This is a genomic window from Bradyrhizobium sp. Leo170, assembly GCF_004296405.1.
Lineage (GTDB): Bacteria > Pseudomonadota > Alphaproteobacteria > Rhizobiales > Xanthobacteraceae > Bradyrhizobium.
In genome coordinates, this window is record NZ_PSRR01000083.1 from 21,544 (window position 1) to 28,238 (window position 6,695).

General features: G+C 64.6%; 8 protein-coding genes. 4 read left to right on the top strand and 4 right to left on the bottom strand.

Features of this window, described 5'->3' with window-relative positions:
* The first annotated feature begins 21 nt into the window (after nt 1–21).
* From CWO89_RS16460 to CWO89_RS16470, 3 genes are all read left to right on the top strand, one after another.
* Complete coding sequence (locus CWO89_RS16460; RefSeq protein WP_130579832.1) at nt 22–753, top strand: heme ABC transporter permease; 732 nt, start codon at nt 22–24, stop codon at nt 751–753.
* The gene (gene ccmD / locus CWO89_RS16465) at nt 753–935 is read left to right on the top strand and encodes a heme exporter protein CcmD (RefSeq protein WP_130579841.1); all 183 of its coding nucleotides are present in this window, start codon (nt 753–755) and stop codon (nt 933–935) included. Before CWO89_RS16460 ends, ccmD begins: the two co-directional genes overlap by 1 nt.
* Nucleotides 936–1,033: 98 nt before the next feature.
* Nucleotides 1,034–1,627: a DsbE family thiol:disulfide interchange protein gene (locus CWO89_RS16470; protein ID WP_130579833.1), complete on the top strand. Its 594-nt coding sequence runs from the start codon at nt 1,034–1,036 to the stop codon at nt 1,625–1,627.
* A gap of 124 nt (nt 1,628–1,751) precedes the next feature.
* Here the strand turns inward: CWO89_RS16470 and CWO89_RS16475 are convergent, their stop codons facing one another.
* Together CWO89_RS16475 and ftsY are read right to left on the bottom strand one after the other, a co-directional pair.
* Nucleotides 1,752–2,354, bottom strand: coding sequence for a septation protein A (locus tag CWO89_RS16475; RefSeq protein WP_130579834.1), 603 nt, complete (start codon nt 2,352–2,354; stop codon nt 1,752–1,754).
* A 2-nt stretch (nt 2,355–2,356) separates the two neighbouring features.
* Complete coding sequence (ftsY, locus tag CWO89_RS16480) at nt 2,357–3,295, bottom strand: signal recognition particle-docking protein FtsY (protein WP_130579835.1); 939 nt, start codon at nt 3,293–3,295, stop codon at nt 2,357–2,359.
* A 48-nt stretch (nt 3,296–3,343) separates the two neighbouring features.
* Here ftsY and CWO89_RS16485 point away from each other — a divergent pair, with 48 nt between their 5' ends.
* Entirely contained in the window at nt 3,344–4,045 is a 702-nt protein-coding gene (locus CWO89_RS16485; RefSeq protein ID WP_165421190.1) for an RluA family pseudouridine synthase, read from the top strand.
* 127 nt (nt 4,046–4,172) lie between these two features.
* Here the strand turns inward: CWO89_RS16485 and mtaB are convergent, their stop codons facing one another.
* Nucleotides 4,173–5,438: a tRNA (N(6)-L-threonylcarbamoyladenosine(37)-C(2))-methylthiotransferase MtaB gene (mtaB, locus tag CWO89_RS16490; RefSeq protein ID WP_130579836.1), complete on the bottom strand. Its 1,266-nt coding sequence runs from the start codon at nt 5,436–5,438 to the stop codon at nt 4,173–4,175.
* Between the two features lies 1 nt (nt 5,439).
* Nucleotides 5,440–6,318 (bottom strand): diaminopimelate epimerase, encoded by an 879-nt coding sequence (gene dapF, locus CWO89_RS16495; protein ID WP_130579837.1) that lies wholly within the window; start codon nt 6,316–6,318, stop codon nt 5,440–5,442.
* Nucleotides 6,319–6,695 lie beyond the last annotated feature (377 nt).

Here is a 6,695-nt window from a genome sequence, read left to right on the forward strand (position 1 = left end):
CCGCGATTATCAGAGAAAGCCATGAGCCTGATCGACCTCGCCAACCCCACGAAATTCCTCGCGCTGACCGCGCGGTTGCTGCCGTGGCTTGCCGGCGCAACCGTGATCCTGCTCCTGATCGGGCTCTACCAGTCCGCGATGGCGCCGGACGACTACCAGCAGGGCGCGACGGTCAAGATCATGTTCATCCACGTGCCGAACGCGTGGCTGTCGATGTTCGTCTGGGGCATCATGAGCATCGCCTCGCTCGGCACGCTGGTATGGCGACATCCGCTCGCCGACGTCGCGGCCAAGGCCGCGGCCCCGATCGGCGCCGCCTTCACCTTCCTCGCCCTCGTCACCGGCTCGCTATGGGGCCGGCCGATGTGGGGCACCTATTGGGAATGGGACGCGCGGCTTACCTCCGTGCTGATCCTGTTCCTGATGTATCTCGGCCTGATCGCGCTGTGGCGCGCGGTGGAGGATCCCTCGCGCGCGGCGCGCGCCGCCGCCGTGCTCACGCTGGTCGGCGCGATCAACATCCCGATCATCAAATTCTCCGTCGACTGGTGGAACACGCTGCACCAGCCGGCATCCGTGATCCGGATGGGAGGGCCGACGCTGGACAATGCCTTCCTGATTCCGCTGCTGGTGATGGCGATCGCATTCTCGCTGCTGTTCATCACGCTGCACTTAGCGGCGATGCGGAACGAAATCCTGCGCCGCAGGGTGCGCAGCCTGCAGATGATGCAGGCCAATCAAAAGGCAGCGTGATGATGGCAGCGCTCGGCCCCTACGCCTCCTTCATCGCGACATCCTACGGGCTGGTGGCGGCCGTGGTGGTGCTGCTGATCGTCTGGATCACGCTCGACTATCGCCAGCAGACGGCGCGGCTGCGCGAACTCGAGGCCAGCGGCATCGTCAGGCGCTCCGGGCGCGGCGCAGCGGAGATCTAGAGCATGATCCGGAAAAGTGGAAACCGGTTTTCCGAACAGATGCTCAAGCAAAGAGATGGGATCATGAATCCGATTCCATCCAATCGGATCATGATCTCATGAGCGAGCCCCTTGCCGAAACCGCGCCGCGGAGCCGGCGCTGGCTGGTGGCGCTGCCGCTGGTGGTCTTTGCCGCCCTTGCGGCGCTGTTCTTGCTCCGGCTCTATGGCGGCGATCCCTCGAGGATTCCATCGGCGCTGATCGGCCGGCCGGCGCCGCAGACCGCGCTGCCCGCGCTCGAGGGATTGGTCAGGGATGGCACGCAGGTGCCCGGGCTCGATCCCGCCGCCTTCAAGGGCAAGGTCAGCCTCGTCAACGTCTGGGCGTCCTGGTGCGTGCCATGTCATGACGAAGCGCCGCTCCTGACCGAGCTCGCCAAGGACAACCGACTGCAGCTCGTCGGCATCAACTACAAAGATGCACCCGACAACGCCCGCCGCTTCCTCGGCCGCTACGGCAATCCCTTCAGCATCGTCGGCGTCGACGCCAACGGCCGCGCCTCGATCGAATGGGGCGTCTACGGCGTGCCCGAGACCTTCATCGTCGGCCGCGAAGGCACCATCGTCTATAAGATGGTCGGACCGGTGACGCCGCAGAATTTCGACAGCGTGCTCAAGGTCGAGATCGAGAAGGCGCTCAAGGCCGGGACGTAGTTTCCCTCCGTCATTCCGGGGCATCGCGCCGCGATGAACCCGGAATCCATTTCACCACTTGCGCTCGCCGCCCGATGGATTCCGGGCTCACGCTACGCGTGCCCCGGAATGACGGGCGGAGAGATTATCCCTTGCTGACGTCCCCTGCCTCCGCCTCGCTCCGCTCCAGCGAGACCGGCTCGAGCTGATAGCGCTTGATCAGCGGCATCTGGGTGACGGCAAACAGCATCGTCAGCGGCACCATACCGAACACCTTGAAGGTGACCCAGAAATCGGTGCTCTGGGTGCGCCAGACGATCTCGTTCACCACGGCCATCGCCAGGAACCACAAAGCCCAGCGGAAGGTGAGGATGCGCCAGCCATGCGGGGTGAGGTTGAACATCTGGTCGAACATGATCGCTATGAAGGAACGGCCGAACAGCAGGCCGCCGCCGAGGATCGCGGCGAACAGCGTGTAGACGATGGTCGGCTTCATCTTGATGAAGGTCTCGTCGTGCAGGATCAGCGTCAGCGTGCCGAACACGAGGACCACCACGGCCGTGACGATCGCCATCAGCGGCAGGTGCCGCGTCACCACGTAGGCCGCAATGATCGCGACCACCACGGCCACCATGAATACGCCGGTGGCCACGAACAGGTTCGACTTGGCATTGACAAAGAAAAAGATGAGCAGCGGACCAAGCTCGGTCGCGAGCTTGAACAGAGGATGCGGTGCTTTCTTGTCCATTACTACTCGATCCCTGCGATCGCCCTGGCGAAATCGCGCGCGGTGAAGGGGGCAAGATCATCGACGCCTTCGCCGACGCCGATGAAATGCACCGGCAATTTATGCTTCTCCGACAGCGCCACCAGAATGCCGCCTCGCGCGGTGCCATCGAGCTTCGTCATCACGAGGCCGGTGACGCCAGCAGTACGGTGAAAGGCCTCGACCTGCGACAGCGCATTTTGTCCCACCGTGGCGTCAAGCACCAGGAGCACCGCATGCGGCGCCGTGGCATCGACCTTCCGGATCACGCGCACGACCTTTTCGAGCTCGTTCATCAATTCGGATTTGTTCTGCAGCCGGCCGGCGGTATCGATCAAGAGCACATCGAGCTTTTGCTCCTTGGCCGCGCTCAACGCATTGAAGGCGAGGCTTGCGGAATCCGAGCCTTGCGCGCCCGCGACGACGGGCGATTTCGTCCGTTCGCCCCAGATCTTGAGCTGCTCGATCGCGGCGGCACGGAAGGTGTCGCCGGCGGCCAGCATCACCTTGCGGCCTTCCGCTGAAAGCTTGGCCGCGAGCTTGCCGATGGTTGTGGTCTTGCCGGAGCCATTGACCCCGACCACGAGGATGACGAACGGCTTTTTCGCCGCATCGATCTCGAGCGGCTGGGCAACCGGCGCCAGCACCTTCTCGACCTCGGTCGCGACCACGGCCTTGACCTCGTCGGCCGAGATCTCCTTGTCGTAGCGCCCGGTGCCGACGGCTTCCGTGATGCGCACCGCGACGTCGGTCCCGAGATCGGCGCGCAGCAGCACATCCTCGATATCATCGAGCATGGCGCGGTCGAGCTTGCGCTTGGTGACGAGGCCGGCAACGGCAGCGCCGATCGAACTCGAGGTCCGCTTCAGCCCGTTGGAGAGCCGCTTCCACCAGCTCAGTTTGGGTGCAGTGGTATCGTTCATGGCAAGGGTGTGTTAGCCGTTTCGCCCCGCAAACGAAAGTCTCGACGCGTGAACGATGTTCCACAATTGACGCCGGCGGAAATCGAGGCCCGCGTGCTCCATCGCGACGGCCTGATGCTGGTGATCGACAAACCGGCGGGGATTCCGGTGCATCGCGGCCCAAAAGGCGGCCCCAATCTGGAAGCCTCGTTCGACGCGCTGCGTTTCGGCCTGCCGCGACCGCCGGTGCTCGCCCATCGGCTGGACCGGGACACCTCGGGCTGCCTCGTCCTTGGGCGGCACCGCAAGGCGACCGCCTCGCTCGGCCTACTGTTCAAGCACGGCAAGATATCAAAGACATATTGGGCCGTGGTCGAAGGCGGGCCTGCCGAAGAGCAAGGCACGATCGATCTGCCGCTCGGCCGCAAGAACGCCGAACGCGGCTGGTGGCAGAAGCCGGACCCGGAAGGTCAAAAGGCCGTGACGAACTGGAAAATACTCGGCCGCGGCAACGGTCTCGCCTGGGTTGCGATGGAACCGGTCACCGGCCGCACCCATCAATTGCGCGTGCACGCGTCCGCCATGGGCTGGCCGATCGTCGGCGACAACATCTACGGCAACGGCCCGCGCTTCGGCGAACCGCGCCTGCATCTGCACTCGCGCGAACTCATGATTCCGATCTCGAAGAACAAGGACCCGGTGCGCGTGACGGCGCCGGCGCCCGAGCACATGCATGAGCGGCTACGGGCGTGCGGGTGGAATGGGGAGTAGCCACCGCACACGCCACCGTCATCATCCGCGAAGGCGGATGATCCAGTATTCCAGAGACGGTCGCGCTAGCACCGAGAGGCCGGCGCATACTGGATCGCCCGGTCGAGCCGGGCGATGACAGCGGGGGTTAAACCAGCAGCCGGGCCCCATCATCACCGGCGATCGCAAGCGCCTGCACCGCGCCCGGTGTTTCGCCGCTGATCGCGACCGGCAGGAAGTGCTCCGTGCGGCCCTGTTTGTCGCTTTCGATCAGGACCTGACGCGTCGTGCCGATTTCGGCCGCGAGCCGCTTGCGCAACGCTGCGTCCCCCACGGCGCGCAGTCGTCGCGCACGCTCCTTGATCTCGCTGCCGGCCACCTGCGGCATCCTCGCGGCCGGTGTGCCTGGGCGTTTGGAATAAGGAAACACGTGCAGGAAAGTGAGATCGCATTCTGCGACCAAATCCTGCGAGCGCGCAAACATCTCCTCTGTCTCGGTCGGGAAGCCCGCGATGATGTCGGCGCCGAACGTCACGTCTGGCCGTAGTCGCCGCACCTGCGCGCAGAACTCGATCGCGTCCCGCCGCGAATGCCGCCGCTTCATCCGCTTCAGGATCAGATCATCGCCGGACTGCAGTGACAGATGCAGATGCGGCATCAGCCGCGCATCGTCGGCGATGACATCGAGCAGGTCGCGGTCGGCCTCGATGGAATCGATCGAGGAAATGCGGAGCCGCTTCAACTCCGGCACGTGCTTCAGGATCTGCCGGGTCAATGTGCCAAGCTTGGGCGTGCCCGGCAGGTCGGCGCCATAGCTGGTGAGGTCAACGCCGGTCAGCACGATCTCGACATGGCCGCGCTCGACCAGCGCGCGGACCTGGTCGACCACCGCGCCCATCGGCACCGAACGCGAATTGCCGCGGCCGAACGGGATGATGCAGAAGGTGCAGCGATGATCGCAGCCGTTCTGCACCTGCACGAACACCCGCGGCAGGCCCTTCTGAAAACCTTCAAGCAGATGCGGCGCCATCTCTCTGACCGCCATGATGTCGGCGACCGCGATCTTCTCGCTCGCCGCGACGCCAAGGCCTGCATCGAACGCGGCGCGCGCATCGCGCCAGGCTGCGCTCCGCGTCTTCTCATCATTGCCGATGACGCGATCGACTTCCGCCATCTCGGCGAACATCTGCGCTTGCGTCTGCGCTGCGCAGCCGGTGACGACGATGCGCGCTTCGGGGTGCTCACGCTTCAACCGGCGGATCGACTGCCGCGCCTGCGCCACCGCCTCGTTGGTGACCGCGCAGCTATTGATGACGATCGTGTCGGCCAGGCCGGCGTTCTCCGCCTCGTGCCGGATCAGCTCCGATTCGAACGCATTCAGGCGGCAGCCGAAGGTGACGACGTCGATGGTCATCTCAGGTGACGCTGGCGCTGGCGAACAGCGCCGGATCGAAGCGGCCCTCATATTCGAAGCTCGCCGTCCCCGTCATCAGCACGTGGTCGTCGCGCTCGCGCCATTCGATCATGAGCTTGCCGCCGGGCAGCGTGATCTCGACGGTGCGATTGGCGCGCTTCAGCCGCGCCGCCGCCACCGCGGTCGCACAGGCCGCCGAGCCGCAGGCCTTGGTCAGGCCCGCCCCGCGCTCCCAGGTCCGGATCGTGATGTGATCGGGATCGACGATATGGGCGAGCGTGATGTTGGCGCGCTCCGGGAAGATCGGGTGATTTTCCAGAAGCGGCCCGAAGCGGAAAAGGTCATAGGCGTTGACGTCTTCGACCCAGAAGATCGCGTGCGGGTTGCCCATGCTGACAACCGAGGGCGAATGCAGGATCGGCGCATCGATCGGTCCGATCTGCAATTCGATATAGCGGGTGTCGCGAAACTCCTCGGCCAGCGGAATATCCTGCCAGCCGAATTTCGGCGGGCCCATGTCCACGGTGTAGAGATCGGGCGCAGGGCCCTGCCAGCAATTGAGCAGCCCGGCCCGGGTCTCGAAGGTAGCTGCCGTCTGCCCGGTCTTCTCGAACACACGGCGCACCACGCAGCGCATGCCGTTGCCGCAGGCGCCGGCTTCCGAGCCGTCATTGTTGTAGATCCTGATAAAGGCTTCCGTCCCCTGCAGCCGCGGCGGCTGCAGCACCATGAGCTGGTCGTAGGGCACGCCGGCTGGGGTTGCCACCGCGCGGGCGTCGTCCGGCGCCACCGCCGCCTTCGAATCGCGCATGTCGACCACGACGATCTCGTTGCCGATGCCGTTCATCTTGGCGAATGCGTGGTTGGCGAGCGCGCTCATGGAATTTCCCAATTTATGCCTGCCTTATATGGCGAATGAAGCCGAATTGGCCAGAGCATGATCCAGACCCGGGAGGCGGCGCTCGCGCAAAGCGACAGCGATTTTCCGAAAAAGATCCCGCTCGGACAGAAAGATGCAGCGGAATGATGTCGCGAAACGACGCTATTCATTCCGCACCCGCGGCCGCCCATGGCACAAGTGTCATGGGACGAAAGCGGAACTTGCGTGTTAGGACTATCGCGCCATGCGGACGTCAGCCGGGACGAAAAGGCGTCCGCTCGGGATGGGATGGAGAAGATCAAGATGATTCGATTCAATGGTTTCCGCGGCACCTTGGTCGCGCTGGTCCCGGTAGTCGCCATTGCCTGGGGCAGCGC

Coding starts and splice junctions, on each gene's coding strand:
- ftsY (WP_130579835.1), bottom strand. CDS start 3,295: ATGAACGATACCACTGCACCCAAACTGAGCTGGTGGAAGCGGCTCTCC.
- mtaB (WP_130579836.1), bottom strand. CDS start 5,438: ATGACCATCGACGTCGTCACCTTCGGCTGCCGCCTGAATGCGTTCGAA.
- CWO89_RS16475 (WP_130579834.1), bottom strand. CDS start 2,354: ATGGACAAGAAAGCACCGCATCCTCTGTTCAAGCTCGCGACCGAGCTT.
- ccmD (WP_130579841.1), top strand. CDS start 753: ATGATGGCAGCGCTCGGCCCCTACGCCTCCTTCATCGCGACATCCTAC.
- CWO89_RS16470 (WP_130579833.1), top strand. CDS start 1,034: ATGAGCGAGCCCCTTGCCGAAACCGCGCCGCGGAGCCGGCGCTGGCTG.
- dapF (WP_130579837.1), bottom strand. CDS start 6,318: ATGAGCGCGCTCGCCAACCACGCATTCGCCAAGATGAACGGCATCGGC.
- CWO89_RS16460 (WP_130579832.1), top strand. CDS start 22: ATGAGCCTGATCGACCTCGCCAACCCCACGAAATTCCTCGCGCTGACC.